Here is a 19,704-nt window from a genome sequence, read left to right on the forward strand (position 1 = left end):
TTTTATCAATGCATAGGGGATGCGCTCTTTTCAAACGTCAAGTATTTATAAACCGCTAATATTTTAGTTTTCATGAAACCACTTATACCCGTAGAATTACTGGAAAAGTATTTGAATGGTAATTGCACAGAAGAAGAGATTGCATTGGTCAAACAATGGTATCATTCTTTTGAGGATGACTATGATTATATCTCGGGCATAAGCAAAGCCGATGAAAAGGAAATAGAAGACCGGATATTTAACCGGATTACCGAAAATATTGAAGTTGATGATAAGCCGGTTGTTCGGTACCTGGGCATATTAAAATGGTCTGCCGCAGCGGCCATTGGTGCAATTTTACTGGGGGCTTTTTATTTTGTAAATAACAAAAAAGGGGCCTCCTCGCAGGTTGCACAAGTTGCCCCCCAGCAGGTAGAGCAGGTTGATATCACCAACAATTCAAATCAAATTTACAAAGCAGTATTACCCGATAGCAGCACAATTTGGTTAAGTCCGGGAGGTAACGTAAGATACCCTAAAACATTTGCAAAAAATGCGCGGATCATATCAATGTACGGCGAAGGCTTTTTTGAGATAACTAAAAACCCCCTGCGGCCTTTTATCATCAACGGACGGTCGATAATTACCAAGGTTTGGGGCACCAGTTTTTTAATACGCGATAATTATCGCAGTAACACTGCCGATGTATCGGTTATAACCGGCAAGGTATCGGTAAGTATTAAAAATAATGACCAGGATAACAACGTGAACACTAATTTAGAAAAACACGAGCTGATGCTTTATCCCAATCAAAAAGCAGTTTACCTGGTAGATAAACATTTATTGAAACCCGCAGGCATAGTAAATCAGCCGGCATTAAAAATATGGAGCCAGGTTAATCTTTCATTTGATAACAAACCCCTGCGCGAAATTATCCCGGTGCTTAATGCTACTTATGGAGTACATATAAAGGTAGCTAATGACAGGTTGAACCATTATATGTTGAATGCCGATTTTGCTGGCTTTAACCTGCCAGATGTGCTGGCGGCCCTAAAAAAATCCATCAATGTAAATTACCAGATAAAGGACAACAACACTATTGAACTTAATTAAACCAATTAATTACTAACCCCAATTAACCTGATAAGCCTATGCGAAGTAAGATACCCACTTAAAAAAACACCTCAGTTCCTGAGGTTGCAAATTCACCCGTAAAATAAAAAAACTTAGAAGTGTTGCGACCACTCCTAAGCTTGAAAAGCCCAATACTGATGCACCATAAAATGGCGTAGCGGGCATTTAATTGTCTCATTTTTAACAAAGAAACATTACAAATATATGAAATTTCGTTTGCGAAAGCCTATTCCCTGGTCTAAAATCATGAAGATTACATTTAGTCAAATATTGATAGCAGTTTTACTAAGCACTATAGCTTATTCAAGCCCGTTAAGGGCGCAAAGCGTACTTGACAAAACGGTTAGCCTGTCGTTTAAACAGGTTACCGTACAAGAGGTTTTAAACTACCTGCAAAAAGACAGCGACATTAAATTTATCTACAGTAAAAACTCTATAAATCTGTCGCAAAAAGTTACTTTGAATTTTGAGAAAAAAAGTTTAAAAAGTGTTCTTGACCAGCTGCTAAAAAGCAACGGTATTGACTACGAGGTTTTAAAAGACAGAATAGTGCTGGGAAAACCTGCCGATATTAAAGCAGCCGAAGGCGCCGCAAGCACTGCCGACAAATCCGCTGAGTTTAACCAGGAGATAGCCGGTATCGCGGTATCTGGTAAAGTGGTTGATGAAAAAGGTTTGCCGTTGCCTGGTGCAAGCGTACGTGAAAAAGGGACACAGAACGGTGTACAAACCGATGTAAATGGCAACTTTAAGTTGAACGTTAGCAGCGAAAACGCGGTTTTGGTTGTCGATTTTATCAGCTATCGCTCCACAGAAGTTAATGTTGGTAAACAAACCTTTATCACCATAACCCTCATTGAAGATATAAAAGGATTAAACGAAGTAGTGGTTGTAGGTTATGGCACACAAAAAAAGAGTGTAACCACCGGTGCAATATCCGGCGTTACCGCCAAAGAGTTTGAAGACCTGCCGGTTACACGAGTAGAGCAAATATTACAGGGCCGCACCTCTGGTTTAACCATTGCCGCAAACAATGGCCAGCCGGGCGAGGGTGCAACCGTACGTGTAAGGGGTATCACATCGTTTAACAATAATGACCCGCTTTGGGTGGTTGACGGTGTTGTGGTTGATAATGGCGGCATTGGCTACCTTAACCAATCGGATATTGAGTCAATTGAAGTGTTAAAAGATGCCGCGTCACAGGCAATTTACGGTACGCGTGCAGCTGCCGGCGTAATTTTGGTAACCACCAAAAAAGGCCGCGAAGGTAAGCCACAGATAAATTATTCTGGTTATTATGGCACATCTAAACCAGCACGCACAATTGATTTACTAAATGCCCAGCAATATGCCACCTTACGCAACGAAGCAAGCGTTGCAGGTGGTGGAGCCATTGTATATCCCAATCCGGCATCATTAGGTGTTGGCACCGACTGGCAATCTGTTATTTTCAATAACAGCGCTAAACGCCAAAATCACGAGCTAAGCGTTAGTGGCGGCAACGATAAATCTACCTACTACACCTCCTTTGGTTATTTACAGCAAGATGGTATTGTTGCCACAGATATATCAAAATACAAACGCGTCAACTTTAGGGTTAATCAAACTTACAAGCCTGCAAAATGGATAAACTTTGGCGAAAACCTTGGCTATACTTACAACAAATCAATAGGCCTGGGTAATACCAACAGCGAATTTGGCGGCCCTATCAGTTCGGCTTTAAACCTCGACCCTATTACCGTTCCGGTTGTAACCGACCAGGCGGCTGCTTCGGCCCCGGTATACGCCAATAACCCTGTGCGCAGAAATGCTTTGGGCTATCCTTACGGTATATCAAATATAGTAGGCCAGGAAATTACCAACCCGCTTGCATATATATCAACCAGGTTAGGTAACTATAGCTGGGCGCATAACATTGTAGGCAATATATACGGCGAATTAGAACCTGTAAAAGGTTTAAAGCTACGTTCTACAGTAGGCACCAAGATAGCTTTTTATGGCAACGAATCGTTTAACCCGGTAGCATACCTCAACTCATCTACCGTAACGTCGCAAAACAGCTACAACCGCGAAAGCAACAGGTTATTTAACTGGAATATTGAGAACACTGCATCGTACAACCGCACTTTAGGTAAACATAGCGCCACTGTACTTATTGGCCAGGGAGCTTATTCAGAAAATAACCGCTATACAGACGGGGTAACCTATTACAACCTGCCGGTTGATAACTTCAAGGATGCATCTTTAAATTACAGCATACCCGCCGCTAACAGAATTGGTTACGGCAGCGAAGGGCAGGCACACACTATCAGTTCGTTATTTGCGCGTGCCAACTACAATTATGACGAGCGCTATATCATAGAAGGCGTTATCCGCCGCGATGGTTCATCAAGGTTTGGCGCAAACTATAAATATGGTACTTTCCCTTCATTCTCTTTGGGTTGGGTACCTTCAAAAGAAGCTTTTTGGCCTAAAAACGAAACTGTTAACTTCTTAAAATTCCGTGGTGGCTACGGCGTGGTTGGTAGCGATGCCATTGCAGATAATGCCTTCCTATCTACTATTGGCGGCGGCCGTAACTATAGCTTTGGTACCGGTGATACCTACATAAGCGGTTACAGCCCCAATGCGCCATCAAACCCTAACCTTCGCTGGGAAGAAACAGCGCAAACCAACGTGGGTTTTGATGCGGTGTTATTTAACGACTTTAACCTAACCTTTGAATGGTTTAAAAAGAAAACCAGTGGTATTTTACAGTACCCGCCAATCCCGTTATATGTGGGCGCTATCTCAAACCCAGCTGCTAACATCGGCGATATGGAGAACAAAGGTCTTGAGTTAGAATTGGGCTACCGCAAAAAAATAGGCGAATTTAACTTAAACGTTAATGCCAACGTAACGCACATCACCAACAAAGTTACCTATTTAGGCAACGGCCAAAAATTCCTTGATGGCGCAGGCTTCCAGGGAGTTGAGGGCGGCATTACACGTACCACCGTTGGCCAGGCTTACAATTCTTTTTACGGATACCAAAACATGGGTATTTTTCAAACGCAGGCAGAGGTTGACAGCTATGTATCGGCCAGCGGCCATAAAATACAACCAAATGCCAAACCCGGCGATTTTAAATGGGCCGACCTTGATGGAAACGGAACTATTAATGACCAGGACCGTACCTACATTGGCAACCCTACACCATCGTGGATATATGGTTTAACCTTTAATGCATCGTACAAAAACTTCGATATCGTTGTGTTTGGACAAGGCCAGGCAGGCAACATGATTTTCCAGGGCTTACACCGCTTAGATATTGGTAACTCCAACTTTACCACCAAACGTTTAGAAAGATGGGTTGGCCCGGGCACATCAAACACCGAGCCCCGTGTAGTTGACGGCGACCCTAACCATAACACCACCTATAACTCTAAATACTACCTTGAAAAAGGCGATTACTTCCGTATCAAAAACCTGCAGCTGGGATACAGCCTTCCTAAAAACCTGATTAGCAAAATTGGTTTGCGTAGGGCAAGGATATATGTAACCGGCGAGAACCTGTTCACCTTTACCAAATACTCTGGTTACGATCCCGAGATTGGCGGCGGCAGCTACAGCATCGATCGTGGTTTTTATATGCAGGCAAAATCGTATATGCTGGGTGTAAGTGTTGGATTTTAATAATTAATGAAATGAAGAAGAGTATAAAATATTTATCATTTTTTCTGGCGGCATCATTCGCGGTAACCGCCTGTAAAAAAAGTTTCCTGGATGTAAAGCCTAAAGGCACCAATCTGGAATCGAGCTATTACCGTAACCAAACCGAGGCATATAATGGGCTTACAGCCGTTTACGATGTTGTTGGATGGCAAGGCGGCGGTTTTGTAACCAAAGAAGGTGCCGTGGATGCCGGTTCTGACGACCATTATGCAGGTGGTGGTAACGCTACCGATATTAACGATTTGCAGGTATTTTCAAACTACACGCTATCCCCATCGGTGGGCCCGTCATACGAGTTATGGAAAGCCGGTTTTTCGGGAGTATTCCGTGCAAACGTGCTGATCCAGAAATTGCCAAACGTTCCGATGGACGAGGGTTTGAAGAGCAGGTACAAATCTGAAGCTACCGCATTGCGCGCTTATTTCTATTTCGACCTGGTAAGGCTTTTTAAATATGTGCCGTTATTAACCGAGTCGATACCGGCTGACCAGATCTACAATGTAGAGCAAGCTACCCCTGCAGCGGTGTATAAGCAAATTGAAACCGATTTAAAAGCAGCAATAGCCGATGGAAATATCCCCGACAAAATAGACATAACCACAGATGGCGGCCGCCTTACAAAAGGCGCCATACATGCCTTATTAGGTAAGGTTTACCTTTATGAGCAAAAATGGACAGAAGCAGCAGCAGAGTTTGCCGAAGTAAATGGCACAACACCTGGCCAGGAAAATACAAAATATGGTTACAAACTGCTTGCAAACTTCGCCGACCTGTGGAAAACACAAAATAAATTTAACAGCGAGTCGATACTCGAGGTTGGTCACTCATCAAAATCAGGAGGCGATTGGTCATGTATTGCATGTACCGAGGGTAACGTTTTAAATATTATTGTTGGCCCAAGAGACTATAAGGCACTTAAAGCCGGAGCACCGGATTATATTTCCGGATATAGCTTTTTGCCTATCACCAAAAACTTATTCGATGCCATACACTTTGATCCTCGTAACAAAGCAACTGTTGCAAATTTAGACAGTTTAAAAGCAAACGGCATTGCCGACTACACGCCTGGATATATGAACACCGGCTATTTCCTGGGCAAATTTGCAGGGCATGTTGCCGATAAAACTACCGGCGGCGGTGCTCCTGAACTAAATTATCCACAAAATTTATACGAAATACGTTTAGCCGATACCTACCTGATGGAGGCCGAAGCGCTTATTCGTGGCGCAGGCAACACAGCACGTGCAACGGCGTTAATGACCGCCGTGCACACCCGGGCTTATAACGACGGCGTAACGCACGGGCTGGCTGCTACCTTTGAAAATTTAAAAAGAGAACGCCGCCTTGAACTTGCCGGTGAAGGGCACCGCTGGTTTGACCTGGTACGCTGGGGCGATGCTGCAACAGTATTGGGTTCAAGAGGCTTTACTGCCGGTAAAAATGAAATTTTACCTATCCCGCTTAATGATTTAAACAACACCAAGCTTAAGCAAGGTAAAGAGTGGGGTGGTACGTTATAATTAACTTATTGAAACAATTATGAAATTAAACATTATTAAAGCCTGTGCCCTGGGGGTACTTGCTATTGGAATGTATGAAGGCTGCAGGCCAGAAAAATATGATGGTAATGGCTTAACCTCTACAGAACTTAAAGCTTCATTCACCGTAACGCCGGTAGCCAGTAAAGCAAACTATTATGTATTAAGTGCCGATACCAAAGGCGTATTAGGTGTAAAATGGGATTTGGGCGATGGCGCCGCAATAGGCAAGCCAACCGACACAGTGTTTTTTCCGGATGCCGGCAAGTACACAGTTACCCTTACTGCAATAGGTAAAGGCGGCGAAACAAAAACCGCTTCTCAGGATATTACCGTAGCCGCATCTGATCCTTCTGCCGGTAACCTGGTGCTGGGATCGAATATGGCTGCAAGCGATGATGCTTTCTGGAACCATATAACCATATCAAACGGTGTTACCTTTGCTATAGATAACGGCAAAATGGTTGCAAAAGGCGGTGGTTTTGGCCATGCCGGTATTTGGCAGGCAATAGATGTTGTTGCCGGGCGTAAATATCAAATAGATATGAACGTTGATGGCAGCGGCGCATCCGACACCTGGTTTGAAGTTTACTTTGGCACAAAACAACCAGTTAACGGTTCAGATTACAGCGATGGTGGTGCGCGCCTGGCTATAAACACCTGGACGGGTTGTGGTAAAACACCATTTAACGGGAAACTGTCTGCCATACAATGCGCCGGGAGCGGTAATGTTGTTACGGCTGCCGCAACAGGTAAAATGTATTTACTTATTAAAAGCGGGGGTAATAACCTTGGCTTAACCGGTATCGAGTTTACCAAAGTAACGCTGCGCGGGGTTCAATAATTTATAACAGAACAAGGCTGCCTTGACTAAGCAGCCTTGTTCTTACTCTTATCAAAATATGAAAAAGCTAATATTTGCTATATATCCGTTGCTCGTTTTAGCTGCGCCATCGTGCTCAAAAAAGAGCGGTTCTACCATGGAGCCCTTTAAACAAATAGAACAGCCTGTTAAAACATACGGCTTTGAAAGTGCCGTTGCGTGGTCTGATGAGTTTGATACCAACGGCGCACCCGACCCTGCAAAATGGACCTACGATGTTGGCGGAAGCGGCTGGGGTAATAACGAACTGGAGTATTATACAAACACCACCAACAATGCGGTTATTAAAGATGGCGTACTTACAATTACCGCCAAAAAAGAAAGCCTGAACGGGATGAATTATACCTCATCAAGGATGGTTTCAAAAAATGGCAGCGATGTGCTTTACGGCCGCATAGAGGTAAAAGCCAAGCTGCCTGCCGGCAGGGGAACCTGGCCTGCAGTTTGGATGTTGCCAAACGATTATGCTTACGGCGCCTGGCCAAACTCCGGCGAAATAGATATTATGGAACATGTGGGCTACGATCCGAACAAAGTTCATTTTAGTGTACACAACCAGCTATATAACGGCGGCAATGCAAAAACAAGTACCTTAGAAATACCTACCGCTTTTACTGATTATCATTTGTACCGTGCCGATTGGACTCCCACATCTATAAAAGGTTATTACGATGATCAGCTGGTATTTACTTATACCAATGATGGCAAAGGATCTGCAGGCTGGCCTTTTGATAAACCTTTCCACGTATTACTAAACCTTGCCATTGGCGGCAACTGGGGCGGTGTACAAGGGGTCGACGATAGTATTTTCCCCGTTTCAATGCAGGTAGATTACGTGCGTTTTTACAAACTGACTACAACAAACTAATGTCGTGTCAACGATAAATTGACGGATCGTCTTAAGTCTTGAGTCTTGAGTCTTGAGTCGAAACAAAAAAATTAAACTTTGGGCTTAAGACTCAAGACTTTGGACTTAAGACTTAACAGTATTCTAAAAATATGAAAAAATATTCGCGATACCTGCTTGGTATATTAGCCGTTGGTTTGGCTGCAACTCAATATAGCTGCAGCAAATCATCAACTGGCGGCAATGATACGCCTACCACACCAACCAAGCCGGTTGAGCCGGTAACCCCTGTTACAACCGATGTAAACATGTGGCTTACCACGGCAGATCAGACTGTTTTGTTTAAGCAGCAAAATATCTCGCTGGTGTTTAATACCAACACCAGTACCAACCCTACCATTAATGTGGATGATACAAAAGTGTACCAGCCTATTGATGGATTTGGTTTTGCACTTACCGGGGGCAGTGCTTCGCTTATCAACTCGTTAAGCGAGGCCAATAAAACAGCGCTGTTAAATGAACTGTTTAAAACCGACGGAACTAATATAGGTATAAGCTATTTGCGCATAACCCTTGGCGCATCTGACCTGAGCGCGGCACCTTTTAGTTATGATGATGTAAGCGGAGACATAGCCCTTACAAATTTTAGCCTTGATAAAGAAAAGGTGGATCTTTTGCCGATCCTTAAAAGGATATTAGCTATAAACCCCGATATAAAAATACTTTCGTGCCCCTGGAGTGCCCCCGCATGGATGAAAGATAACAACAGCTTTTATGGCGGTAGCTTAAAATCCGAATATTTTGATACCTATGCCAAATACTTTGTAAAATACATTCAGGCTATGAAGGCCGAGGGGATAACCATTGATGCCATTACCCCGCAAAACGAGCCGCTTAACGCCTATAATAACCCCAGCATGTTAATGGTGTCGGCTGATGAGGGTAAGTTTGTAAAAAACAATTTAGGGCCTGCATTTAAAGCTGCCGGAATTGCAACCAAAATAATAGTTTATGACCACAATGCCGATCACCCGGAGTATGCTACCGATATTTTTGCAGATAAAGCAGCAGCCGATTTTGTAGATGGTGCGGCATTTCATCTTTATGGCGGATTCATCAATGCACTTGGAACCGTACATGACCAATACCCTGCAAAAAACATTTACTTTACAGAGCAGGCAACCTTTGCCGGCGGTAACTTTGGCGCCGATTTAGCCTACCATGTAAGCAATCTGATCATTGGTGCTACCCGCAACTGGAGCCGTAATGTTATCGAGTGGAACCTGGCCTCAGACCCTAACCAAAACCCGCATACCGTAGGCGGCTGCACTTCATGTTTAGGTGCAATTACCGTTGGTACCAGCGTATCCCGCAACGTATCCTACTATATTATTGCACATGCCTCAAAATTTGTAAGGCCCGGCGCAGTAAGGATAGCATCTGATTTAATAAGCAATGTACTAACCGTAGCTTTCAAAAACACCGATGGTACCAAAGTACTTGTCGCTTTAAATGCCGGAACAGTTGACCAGTCTTTTAATATCAGGTATAATTCAAAAATGATTAACACATCGTTAAAAGCTGGGGCTGTGGCTACCTATATTTGGCAGTAACCAATTGACTAACAGTCGAATGCCATTGTCTTTTGATACAGACCCCTTATCGTTGTCCCTGGCGCTGTTCATTGGGCCTGTTGGTTGCTAACCCGGTTTGGGGGGATTTACGCGGGACAGAAAATCTTTAAGTATTTCATATTCAGATCCATAGATGTTACTTGCGCGCAGAAAATTGGGATTAATAAAGTCAGACAATATTTGTATTGACGGCATTAAGATAAAAGTCAATCTTATTATCATCGATACAAGTAAGGCCAACAGGCTTTAACGGATTTTTCGATGGCTTTTTGCCGACATGATCACTTGGACAGGTACCAGTCTGCTGAACGAGTAGGTCTCTTCGGTATGCTCACCAGGAAACATGGCTTTGAGCAATCTCGGGATGATCTGTTTGCCTGCTACCTGTAGTTGCTGATAATAGGTCGTAGGTTAAAAAATCGTTTTCCTTGTGTTGCCTCTGTTATCGGAAATAATTACAGATTTAATATTTTTATCAATGCTCAAAAACCTTGCGGATTGTGATAAAAGGGAAAAGCCATCGTAAAATTCCAGCTTTCTTTTTTTACCATTTCTTAATGATATTTCGGCACTTATATCATTGGGCTGCAATGATATATTGTTAGTGTGTTTTTTAAGCTCAAATACTTTGAGAGGGCCGCGGTTTTGGCCGGCAGCCAGCAGGTACTTACCATTTTTACCCCTCAGTTTTATTAACGCCTTGCCATTACCCGGAATAAAAATACCACTTTCAAGAATCGTTTGCGGAATAAAACTGCCTTTACCATCTCCTTTTAATATCAATCCGTTTAATGCATCGTAACGGCCAACGGTTACATCGGCTCCGTAATCATTGGTATTAATTACCACATCCAGGTTACCATCGCCATCAAAATCATCTACCGTCATTCCATTTAAAGCAGATAGCTGAGCCTGGAAAGGTAAGGAGACTAAGGTGAATTTACCATGGCCATCATTTCTGCAATAACAGGAATTAAAATTATTTGCTTTTAATATGAGTGCGTTTTTTAATTGCTCTTTCGACAACAGTTGATCCATTGTAGCGGTAGCGTACGATTTATAATTCTGGAACTTTGAACGCATTCCTATCATTTGTTTTACAATCTCATCTCTTGTTTGTGCCGGAAATTCTTTTTTTTCAGGGTCTTCCTGGCTCGCAGGAAGGAATAAAGAAGGGAAGGCATCGTAACTCCCGTTGTTATCGAAATCTTTGGCGTAAATTGATACCGGATATTGCTGGCTTGCCTTATAAAAAGAATTTTGCCCAAGATTTCCTATTATATAATCAATGTCTCCATCGTTATCGAAATCGCCCGCGGCTATGCTGTTCCACCAACCAATTTGATTTGACAGGTCTGTTTTTGAGGTTATGTTTTTGAATGTGCCTTTGTCATTTTTTAAAATTGTAACCGGCATCCATTCTCCCGCCAAAATCAGATCAGGCCATCCGTCATTGTCAAAATCAGTAACTATTGCATCGCATACCAAACCGATATTACTTAAATCCTTTGCAACCTGGCTGGTAACATCGGTGAATTTTATTTTACCACCCTTGGAATCATTCCGGTAGATGTAACTGGATACCGGTTTAGGGTAGTTCCATGGTTCAACCCTCCCGGTAATTAAAAGATCAAGGTCTCCGTCTTTATCATAATCAATTGTCCTCACACAGGATTTGCTTGTGAAATTCTGCGGCAATGCCAATGAATCGGTTAAAAAATTACCTTTTCCATCATTAACGTAAAAAACATCCTGGTAAGCTGCTGAGTTAGGCTTGTTTTCATAACCACCACGGGCTATAAACATGTCAAGGTCGCCATCGCCATCAGCGTCAAACAGGGTTACATCCATATCCTGCACTTGCATCGTATTATTTTCGGGCTGCTGTGGCAGCGCTTTCTTTATAAAAGCACCATTGGCCTGTTGGATTAAGATAGTGGTCCCAAAGTCAGAATTTCCACTTACAATAATATCATCCAACCCATCCCCATTCAAGTCTCCGGCAGCTAACGCCGGGCCATATTCGGAAAACTTATGCGGCAGTAATTTTTGAATGGTAAAATCAACAAAATCCTTTTGAGAATGCTCATAGTGGATGTTCAAAGAATCAGTTACATCTTTGAAAAGGGTGTTTGTGGCAATAACAGGATGGCTCCATGAATAATTAGCTGTTGCATTTGCTTTTGAAATACTTATCGTTTGATTAGTGTGTACTTTTCGTAAAACCTGCTTTTTTCCATTTGGCCATTTTACAACCATAGAATCAATAACGGAAACGTTACCCAGGCCAAAATGAGGATTGGACTGTATAGAAGATAAATAGCCGCGATACGGTGTTTCTTCATAAGCCTGTTGCTTACCACCATAATATACTTCTATCCATGTTCCCAGGCCATTCCTATTCAATGAATCGCCTATAAGTTTAACATCCAGGTAGTGTTTATTGGCAGTTTTAGAATCCATTGTTGTATTCTTGTAAACCGAAGCCTCATCATTGATATTGTTAACAATGATCTCCAGGTCTCCGTCATTATCTAAATCAACATAAGCAGCCCCGTTTGAAAAAGTAACGGCAGTTAACCCCCAGTTTTTAGAAACATCGTCAAAGGTTAAATTGCCGTTATTATGAAAAGCGTAATTGTGCAGCTTCACCTGTGGTATTTGCTTCAATGTATAAGATAGCGGCACTACCGGCGAAGCATCTTTTCTGAAAACTATAAAATCATGATCTGTTACATCTTTCGGAAACCCGTTGGTAACAACAACATCGCGAAAGCTGTCATTATCAAAATCTGCCACTAATGGACTCCAGCTCCAATCGGTTGCCGACATACCTGAAAAGTAGCCAACATCGCTAAAAATCGGATCTCCAATCAGGTTATTTGAATTTACCCTTGGTCCCTGGTTAACTTGTATGGTATTCCTTACATATTGGTATTGGTATTTAAAAAAATCATTGAGTTGAAATGACTGGTAGCTACCTGGATTCAGCATCATTTTTTTACGATAATTATCTTCAGGGTTCATATCCAGTTCTACTACATCAGATAGGCCATCGTTATTAATATCTATCACATCCTGTCCCATTCCATTTGCAGAAGTATGTTTAAAATAGGTTGCGGCTTTTTCTGTAAAAGTTCCATCGTGATTATTTATGTAAAGGAGGTCGTTTGAGATAAAATCATTGGTCACAAAAATATCTTTCCATCCATCTTTATTAATGTCTGTAATAGTTACGCCATGGCCGTAACCTTCAATGGTAAGCCCCGCCTGTTTAGTAACATTTGTAAATACCGGATGCTTAAGGCTCACATCCCAGTCATTTCTATATAACCGTCCGGTACTTGGAAAAGAGCCGTCTGTAATTTTAGGCCTAAAAACTGACGGATTTACGTTCAGCGGAATTTGGTTTACCACCAGGTACATATCCAAATCGCCATCGTTATCATAATCAAAAAAAGTGGCCATGGTTGAATGCGTAGTATCATCTAATCCATATTCTGCAGCCATTTCTTTAAAAAAAGGCAATCCGTTTTTATCCGGGCCCTGGTTAATGTAAAGAAGGTTTTTTCTCTTTTCCGCGTTTTTATCCATAGATGCGCAAACGTACATATCCATCCGCCCATCATTGTTAATATCAATAACAGCTACGCCCTTGCACCATTTACCGTTACCGCTTACCCCCGCACTTTTTGTAATATCTTCAAATTGAAGGTTTCCTTTGTTTAAGTATAATTTATTAGACACCATGTTTCCGGTAAAATAAATGTCTTGTAAACCATCATTATTAAAATCGCCCACACCAATCCCCCCTCCGTTGTACATATTTGTTGCATCAATAGGATTTATAGAGTCGCTTTCAATTATCTTATTATTGAAATTAATGCCGGAATGCTCCGAAGGAATTAATTGAAAAAGTTTAGGTTTTTGTTCGCAGGAGAAAAAAAACAAAGAGGCAGCAGTAAAAAAAAGGATGCGGGAAATAAATTTCATATACGTATCATTTTAAATAAAGTATCGAAAAAAACATCAGCGCTATTTTTACCACTTTAAAGTGTTCTGCTGGTTCGTCAGAGTTGTAAACCGCCCAAATGTTTTTTGTATTTGATATAAGAGTTGATTGTTTTTTGGTTTAAAAAAAAAGCTGAGATTCAGCGTGCTATAAATATTCTATGTCTCCGGTACATACCCAATCCCTGCAAAAAAAAATTTGTCAGTTACAAATATTTTTTTAAAATTTGACAATAATGTGTGTACATAATTACATATAAACAAAATTACGTTTATATTTGAATAAAACTAATTTAGTTTTCAAAAAACTGAAGTTCAGTACATTATTAAACCTGAGATATTTTTATTGAAAAAAACATGCACTTAATACTGTGCATAAGAGAGACTTTTTCATTTTATATTATGTATATACATAATAACATTTAAATGATAATACATATATGCTTTCAATAAACTATGTAATTCTATTTTTTATCAACAAATAAACCTAATCAATCTGGCCGGCCAGCCACAAACTAAAGACATGGAAAAAATAAACAGCCCTTAGAAAAGGACCAGGCTTTTACATAAAAGGTTTCAGCTGTAGTGCCTGCAACACCGGAATTATGAAACACAAAATTTAATTTTTATCAACCATTAATTGCCAATTATGAAATATAAATTACTACCCTATAGTAGGTATATAACTAAATTCACTATTTGTGGGTTAGGTTTAACATCTTTTTTTTGCTCAGTTGTATGGGCAAATACTCCTCCTCCCCGGGTAGATAACAGGGGAAAGGCCTTTGATATCAGTGAGGCGCATATTCAAAACATACGCATTACCGGAAAAATAACGGATGAAAATGGAATGGGGATTCCAGGTGCCGGTATTCTGGAAAAAGGCACTACGAATGCTACCGCTACAGATCGTGATGGAAATTACACCATTAAAGTAAAAGATGAAAACAGCATTCTGGTAGCTTCTTATATTGGGTATTTAAACAAGGAAATAAAAGTAGGGTCTTCAACTGTCATTAACATAAAGCTGGAAGTAAATTTAAAAAAGCTTGATGAGGTAGTTGTTGTTGGGTATGGAACTCAAAAAAAATCGGAACTTACGAATGCTGTTGTACAAACCACAGGTAAACAGCTCGAAAAATCCAACGGCCTGTCGCTATCTAACTCCTTATCGGGCAGATTGGCCGGATTATATGTAAATCAAACAAGTGCGGTTCCGGGTTTTGATGATGCACAAATTTTAGTAAGGGGTTATAATACTTATCGGAATAGTTCTGCATTAATAGTTATTGATGGGGTGGCGAATGCAGATCCCGATGGGCTTAACCGCTTGGATCCGCATGATATAGCATCTGTTTCGGTATTGAAAGATGCATCTGCAGCCATATATGGTGCGCAGTCGGCAGGTGGCGTTATACTGGTAACCACAAAGCGGGGTAAAACGGGAAAACCATCTTTTGATTTTAGCACTAACTTCTCAAACCAATCCCCAACAATGAAAGTAAAGTCTGCCAATGCACTTGAATATATGAAAGTTCTTAATGACAGGAGGACATTGGAAGGCACGCCTCCTGATTTTCCTGACGCATTGGTTCAAGCCTTTACCGATGGAACAAGAAGGGGAGAAAATTGGTGGGATGCATTGATTGGCCCGCCCGCTAAGCAAAACAGGCAATCGCTTACTATGCGGGGAGGTACCGAAAAAATAAAATATTTTACTTCAATCGGTACGGCCTCACAAGGGGCAATTCTTCGCGGCGATGATAAATCAAAACTTCATCAATATAATATCAGGAATAACCTGGACGTATCGGTAACAGACAATTTCGAAGTGGGGCTCGATCTTTCATTAAGAGAGAAAAACACCCAAACTCCCCAGGGCGGTCCGGGTGGAGAACTTGGCTATGTTGCAAATACCAGTCCATTACAAGAGGCCTACGTGGACGGGGATTATCGGTACCCGGCAATCGGTTGGTCGCAATCAAATCCGGCGGCAAGAATATTAAGCCCGGGCTACCGAAAGTACCAGGCAGATGTTTACAGCGGGACACTTAGGTTCAAATACAACCTGCCTTATGTAAAAGGATTGTCGTTGGATGGTTTTGCGTTTATAAATAAAACCGTGAACTATAATAAAGCTTTTAATTATACCTGGTTTTATTACGAGAAAAACTCCGCCGGACAAATAGTAAAGATACCATCCAGATCAATTGAAGATATTGGATTAAGAGAGGATTTTGCTCAAAGTTTAAGAACTACTGAAAACGTAAAGCTTTCTTATAATACCACCATAAATAACGACCACAAAATTAGCGCATTTGTTTCCTACGAGCAAATGGAATATAAGGATAACAATTTCTATGCACAGCGCCTTGGATTTGATTCTCCGCTGATTGATCAGCTTTTCGCCGGTAGCACCAACCCTGCAAACGGCAGTAATAGTGGCAGCGCTACTGAATCCGCCAAGCAAAATTATTTTGGACGCGTTTCCTATGCCTACAAAAATAAATACCTTCTCGGATTTAGTGCCCGGTATGATGGCTCTCCTATCTTCCCTGAAAATACCCGCTTTGGATTTTTCCCGCAAGCTTCCGCGGCATGGGTAATCAGCGAAGAATCCTTTATGCCAAAGGATTTATTCAGCAATTTGAAAGTAAGGGCATCATGGGGCCAGTTAGGAAATGACAGGGTAAATCCATTCCAGTATATCGGTGCGTTTGGTTACGGTTCAGGTTGGGTCATAAACGGAAATGATGTACGGGGTATTACCGCTACGTCAACACCTAACCCTAATATAACCTGGGAAGTGAGTGAAAAAACGGATTTGGGGCTGGAAGCAGGTTTTTTTCAGAACAGCTTAACGTTTGAGGTCGATATCTTTAAAAGTGCAACCTCCCATATTCTGGGTCAAAGGCAAGCGTCGATACCAGGATACACAGGATTGGTACTGCCGGATGAGAACATTGGTAAAATGGAAAGTCATGGAGTTGAATTTCAAGCAGGATACAGGCGAAATATCGGGGAAGTGAACTTTAATGTAAGCGGAAATGTGTCATTTAATGCGAACAAAGTGGTTTATTTCGACGAAACACCCCAGGCCGAACCCTATCAGAAAGCAGAAGGACATCCTATAGGCTCTATTTTGGTATACAAGGCTATCGGTATTTACAGAACCGCAGCAGATCTGACTGGAAATACAAGCTATCCGGGCGCAACATTAGGCGGACTGATTTTTGCAGATTTAAACCATGACGGTAAAATTGATGCAAACGACCAGTATAGGTACGACGCGGGTTCCATTCCTGCTGATCCTACCACTGGTCAAGGCAGGGTAGCTGTTCCTAAAATGCAATTTGGATTAAACATCGGGTTAGATTACAAAAACTTTGACTTGAGCATATTATTACAAGGACAAAGCGGTGCCAAATGGCGTTTAAGCAACGGATTTAATTCTGGTGCAGGAGGTAACGGGCTTGAATACGTGGCTACTAACAGTTATTCATTATCAAATACAAATTCAGTACTTCCAAGGATTGGTCCGGTGGGCACAGAAGGGGCGGATGCTGATTTTTATTACCATTCTTCAACCTGGTTGCGTTTAAAGTCGCTTGAAATGGGGTATACCCTTCCAAAGAGTTTAGTTTCCAAGCTTAAAATTTCCGCATTAAGATTTTACGTGTCGGGCAATAACTTATTTATGTTGGTTAACAATCTAAAAAAATATGGCGCTGGCGATCCGGAATTCTTATATGGAAATGGAGGAGGTTATCCAAATATGAAAATTTTAAATGCTGGACTTAATCTTACTTTCTAAATAAAAAACATATGAAATATTTAATATTTAATAAAAAAATAGCTGCGAGGGGCTTTGTCATATTGATAATATTCTTCATCGCCACTGTAGTCTCATGTAAAAAAGTATTGGATAAGAAGCCATTAGATTCAATATCTGAAGATGCCGTTTTTAGCGACGCCACCTTCCTTCAAAATTATGTTTATAATGTATATAATGGCATAAAACCCCCTTGGAGCCCGGGCAGCGGCGGTTATGAAACGCTGACGGACGTGGCAGTAGACCAGCCCGAAACACATGACAGGTCCGCCGGTATTCGCCAATATTTACAAGGGCTTCTTTCTGCAGATAACGTTACCGATCTGACCAATATTTGGGATGAGGAATACAGCTATATCAGGAAAGCTAATATCTTCTTCGAAAAAACGGCAAATTCTCCTGTTTCTCCGGATAAACTTAATCCAATGAAAGGCGAAGTGCATTGTTTGCGGGCGTGGATGTATTTTGAACTTTTACGCACCTATGGCGGAGTGCCGATAATTACCAGCAGTTTTGCATTAGACGATAAGAGTTTTGATAAACCCAGAAATACCTATGATGAATGTTCGAAATTTGTATTAGATGAATGCGACCAGGCTATTACTTTATTGGAGGGCGTTACACCCGCTCCCGGCAAAATTACCAAAGTAGTTGCTATAGCTTTAAAAGCCAGGATGCTGTTGTACATGGCAAGTCCGTTACACAATCCGTCAAACGATAGGGCAAAATGGCAGGCAGCTGAAGTGGCTACCAAAGCTGTAATTGATGCCGGATTTACGTTACATCCTACGCTGGAAGACCTGTTTATAAAACCATTAAAAACGGATGAAATCATTTTTGGTAAATCTTTTACTCCTGCAAGCAGAATACCCGACTGGGGGTATAATTACGATTATTGGCCTTGTGGTTTTGATGCCAGGCAACGGCTTGAACCAACGCAGACCTTTATTAATATGTTTCAAATGGCAAATGGAAAATATCCTTATCAGGACGATGGCATAACCGTAAATCCTGCTTCCGGGTACGACCCACAAAATCCTAATGCCAACAGAGACCCACGTTATTACGTTGATATTATTTACCCCGGTTGTACGCCGGTAACCATCAGTGATGGTGCGAAAAGTACCAAAAGGACTTATGAATATTGGGAAGATGCAAATCCTAACCCTGACAATGCAGGCCCATATCTCAATCCCAATAAGAAAGATCCTGTTAACGGACAAAGTCTTTTTGATTTTGGCCGGGATTCTAAAACATACTGGGTAAAAGGATTAACACCGTTTCACTGGAGAGTTGAAACAGGATATACTTTTAAAAAGCTAACTGATTTTAACGGACCGCGAGCCAGTTATGATTATGACTACGCTCAAACGGTTGCCTATATGAGGATCGCGGAGTTTTACCTGAATTATGCTGAAATTCAGATAGCATTGGGTAACGAAGATATAGCACGGCAGTATATTAATAAGGTAAGGAAAAGACCAGCGGTTAATATGCCGGATATAACGAGTTCTGGTGCCGATTTGGTTAAAGAGTATAGAAACGAAAGAGCTATAGAATTACTCCTGGAAGATTCGCGTTTCTTTGATCTTATGCGTTGGAAAGCAGCGCCCGGACACGTAGACATTCCAATCCGGGGTCTGAGTAAGGTAACGATGGACTGGACAGGTGCCAAACCAGGCGATTTATTAGGAAAGCTATCATTTACTTTTGGCGTGATTCCTGAAGCAGAGGTAAGAACACCATGGAAAGGGGATTACTATTATCTGTTCCCTATTCCCAACGTCGAAATTAAAAAAAGCAACAACGCTTTAAAACAAAATCCTGGTTATTAGGCGACTAATGGAGAAACAAATCCCTTTGATCCCTTTTCGCCGATTTGAAAGTTTCTAATAACAGATTGGTTATCAGTATCAAATTGATCAAATCAGACTTGGCGAAGAGGGGTAAATACAGCGTGGTTTATCCACAGAAAGTATCTTAGCTAAAAACAAGTAAACCACTAATGATTTAATTGTTAGTGGTTTACTTATTGTAGTAGGGGCTACTGTACAAATTTCGAACTGTTTCTTGCATGATTTGCGTTTGATCGTGAATTTATAAATTGCGTTCTAGAATTGCGGAGATAAAAG

Annotated in this window: 9 protein-coding genes; 8 read left to right on the top strand and 1 reads right to left on the bottom strand. The window is 41.5% G+C overall.

Annotated elements, in window-relative coordinates:
• Nucleotides 1-72: 72 nt before the first annotated feature.
• The 6 genes from BMX56_RS13725 (at nucleotide 73) to BMX56_RS13750 (ending at nucleotide 9,708) form a co-directional block, all read left to right on the top strand.
• Nucleotides 73-1,092: a FecR family protein gene (locus BMX56_RS13725; protein ID WP_090648595.1), complete on the top strand. Its 1,020-nt coding sequence runs from the start codon at nucleotides 73-75 to the stop codon at nucleotides 1,090-1,092.
• 267 nt (nucleotides 1,093-1,359) lie between these two features.
• Nucleotides 1,360-4,788: a TonB-dependent receptor gene (locus tag BMX56_RS13730; RefSeq protein WP_090648600.1), complete on the top strand. Its 3,429-nt coding sequence runs from the start codon at nucleotides 1,360-1,362 to the stop codon at nucleotides 4,786-4,788.
• 11 nt (nucleotides 4,789-4,799) lie between these two features.
• Nucleotides 4,800-6,347 (top strand): RagB/SusD family nutrient uptake outer membrane protein, encoded by a 1,548-nt coding sequence (locus BMX56_RS13735; RefSeq protein WP_090648605.1) that lies wholly within the window; start codon nucleotides 4,800-4,802, stop codon nucleotides 6,345-6,347.
• A gap of 19 nt (nucleotides 6,348-6,366) precedes the next feature.
• Entirely contained in the window at nucleotides 6,367-7,209 is an 843-nt protein-coding gene (locus BMX56_RS13740; RefSeq protein ID WP_090648608.1) for a PKD domain-containing protein, read from the top strand.
• A gap of 58 nt (nucleotides 7,210-7,267) precedes the next feature.
• Entirely contained in the window at nucleotides 7,268-8,116 is an 849-nt protein-coding gene (locus BMX56_RS13745; RefSeq protein ID WP_090648611.1) for a glycoside hydrolase family 16 protein, read from the top strand.
• A gap of 131 nt (nucleotides 8,117-8,247) precedes the next feature.
• The gene (locus BMX56_RS13750) at nucleotides 8,248-9,708 is read left to right on the top strand and encodes a glycoside hydrolase family 30 protein (RefSeq protein ID WP_090648615.1); all 1,461 of its coding nucleotides are present in this window, start codon (nucleotides 8,248-8,250) and stop codon (nucleotides 9,706-9,708) included.
• Between the two features lie 432 nt (nucleotides 9,709-10,140).
• Here the strand turns inward: BMX56_RS13750 and BMX56_RS13755 are convergent, their stop codons facing one another.
• Nucleotides 10,141-13,722 (bottom strand): VCBS repeat-containing protein, encoded by a 3,582-nt coding sequence (locus BMX56_RS13755; protein WP_090648619.1) that lies wholly within the window; start codon nucleotides 13,720-13,722, stop codon nucleotides 10,141-10,143.
• Nucleotides 13,723-14,389: 667 nt separating this feature from the next.
• Between BMX56_RS13755 and BMX56_RS13760 the strand changes: the two genes are divergently transcribed.
• Together BMX56_RS13760 and BMX56_RS13765 are read left to right on the top strand one after the other, a co-directional pair.
• Nucleotides 14,390-17,554 (top strand): SusC/RagA family TonB-linked outer membrane protein, encoded by a 3,165-nt coding sequence (locus BMX56_RS13760; protein ID WP_090648624.1) that lies wholly within the window; start codon nucleotides 14,390-14,392, stop codon nucleotides 17,552-17,554.
• A gap of 11 nt (nucleotides 17,555-17,565) precedes the next feature.
• On the top strand, nucleotides 17,566-19,407 hold the full coding sequence (locus BMX56_RS13765; protein ID WP_090648629.1) for a RagB/SusD family nutrient uptake outer membrane protein: 1,842 nt from the start codon (nucleotides 17,566-17,568) through the stop codon (nucleotides 19,405-19,407).
• Nucleotides 19,408-19,704: the final 297 nt, after the last annotated feature.

This window comes from Mucilaginibacter sp. OK283, assembly GCF_900110415.1.
Lineage (GTDB): Bacteria > Bacteroidota > Bacteroidia > Sphingobacteriales > Sphingobacteriaceae > Mucilaginibacter.

Excerpts from the sequence above, each read along its gene's own strand:
- BMX56_RS13740 (WP_090648608.1), top strand. The coding sequence starts at position 6,367 with ATGAAATTAAACATTATTAAAGCCTGTGCCCTGGGGGTACTTGCTATT.
- BMX56_RS13755 (WP_090648619.1), bottom strand. The coding sequence starts at position 13,722 with ATGAAATTTATTTCCCGCATCCTTTTTTTTACTGCTGCCTCTTTGTTT.
- BMX56_RS13745 (WP_090648611.1), top strand. The coding sequence starts at position 7,268 with ATGAAAAAGCTAATATTTGCTATATATCCGTTGCTCGTTTTAGCTGCG.
- BMX56_RS13765 (WP_090648629.1), top strand. The coding sequence starts at position 17,566 with ATGAAATATTTAATATTTAATAAAAAAATAGCTGCGAGGGGCTTTGTC.
- BMX56_RS13750 (WP_090648615.1), top strand. The coding sequence starts at position 8,248 with ATGAAAAAATATTCGCGATACCTGCTTGGTATATTAGCCGTTGGTTTG.
- BMX56_RS13735 (WP_090648605.1), top strand. The coding sequence starts at position 4,800 with ATGAAGAAGAGTATAAAATATTTATCATTTTTTCTGGCGGCATCATTC.
- BMX56_RS13730 (WP_090648600.1), top strand. The coding sequence starts at position 1,360 with ATGAAGATTACATTTAGTCAAATATTGATAGCAGTTTTACTAAGCACT.
- BMX56_RS13760 (WP_090648624.1), top strand. The coding sequence starts at position 14,390 with ATGAAATATAAATTACTACCCTATAGTAGGTATATAACTAAATTCACT.
- BMX56_RS13725 (WP_090648595.1), top strand. The coding sequence starts at position 73 with ATGAAACCACTTATACCCGTAGAATTACTGGAAAAGTATTTGAATGGT.